Origin of the sequence: Xenorhabdus innexi (genome assembly GCF_002632485.1) — a bacterium.
Classification (GTDB): Bacteria; Pseudomonadota; Gammaproteobacteria; order Enterobacterales; family Enterobacteriaceae; genus Xenorhabdus; species Xenorhabdus innexi.
This window is the reverse complement of record NZ_NIBU01000180.1, coordinates 1-1202: the sequence shown is the minus strand read 5'-3', so window position 1 is coordinate 1202 and position 1202 is coordinate 1. Positions and strand designations below refer to the sequence as shown.

1 protein-coding gene and 1 pseudogene are annotated in these 1202 nt (G+C 42.8%); one reads left to right on the top strand and one right to left on the bottom strand.

The genetic code is table 11. The annotated features are described in order from the left end of the window. A pseudogene (locus Xinn_RS20895) lies at positions 1-464 on the top strand (LLM class flavin-dependent oxidoreductase); the annotation flags it as partial. 313 nt (positions 465-777) lie between these two features. On the opposite strand, the gene Xinn_RS20885 reads toward Xinn_RS20895, so the two are convergent. After that, a partial coding sequence (locus Xinn_RS20885) for an IS630 family transposase (protein WP_153043414.1) occupies positions 778-1202 on the bottom strand: 425 nt, incomplete at its 5' end.

Genomic DNA, 1202 nt, shown 5'->3' with positions numbered 1-1202 from the left:
TGAAAGACTTCTCGACTGATATCACTGGCATAAACTTTTCTCATTCCAGTAGGTTACATGAAAAACTGTTCAGGGTGAAAAAGATTCTGAATAGCCTCTCAGAATATAACACCGCCACCAAGACATTCTGCATGTGTACAATCATTTGTGCTGAAAATGACGCTTATGCCAAAACGCTTGCCCAATTTTATCGTCAGGGATTGGATGTGGAAGCAGTCAAAAACATGATGCACAGTTTCGGTGTTGATATGGATGGTAAAAACAATGCAATGGTGGAAAGATCTCAGAATGCGTTCATGACTCATACCGCGATTGGTTCGCCTGAAACCTGCTACCGGCAATTGTCTGATTTACTGCGCTCCTGTGAACTGGATGGCGTAATGTTAATATTCCCTGATTATATTAAAGGGCTGAAAATATTCGGTGATGAGATCCTGCCTAAATTAAGAGCCGAATTCGGTTAGCTAACACATTAAAATATACACAATGGGTTTCAATATGTATCGCGGCAGCAAGGGAGTAAATCCCTGGGAACATAGATAACTATGTGTCCGGGGGTGAACGAGCATAGCCAACAAAGAAGCAGCTTGAAAGACGAAGTGTATATCAGGAAACCGTGACTTCTCACCACCCTATCGGGCGATGCTTCTTATTTCGTTAGCCGTTGCTCGATAGTATCGAGACTTACGCAGCTTCCATAAGCAGAAACGACCGTCCAGCCGCCTTTAATTCCAGAATGCCTTTATCACGGATATTGAGAGCCGCGTTTATACGCAATTAACTTGAAGATGCAGGTTTTAATCGCTGGAAATGATCAGTCAGTCGGGTAGCCAATTCCTGTGCTTTTGTTGGCAAGGTGACATGATAAAAATGTCGAAGTGTTCCCCGAAACGTTTTTGCATCCGGGAAATAGACATTGTTGCGTATTTGCTCATTCGTGTACTTCCATAATCGTTCAATGGGGTTGAGATTAGGGCTGTAGGGGGGCAAATAATGTAATTGAATATTCAGCTCTTGAGCCGCTGATTTTACTAATTCAGCGCGGTGATAACCTGCACCATCCAAAATAATATGCACTTTTTGTTGGAAGGGATAGGTTTCCCTAATGGCATGGAAAAAAAGGACGACATTTTCCGCGTTAATCGTCGGATATTCACGAATAACCGTCTCTTCAATCCGGTGTAAATTGAGTGCCCCCATGA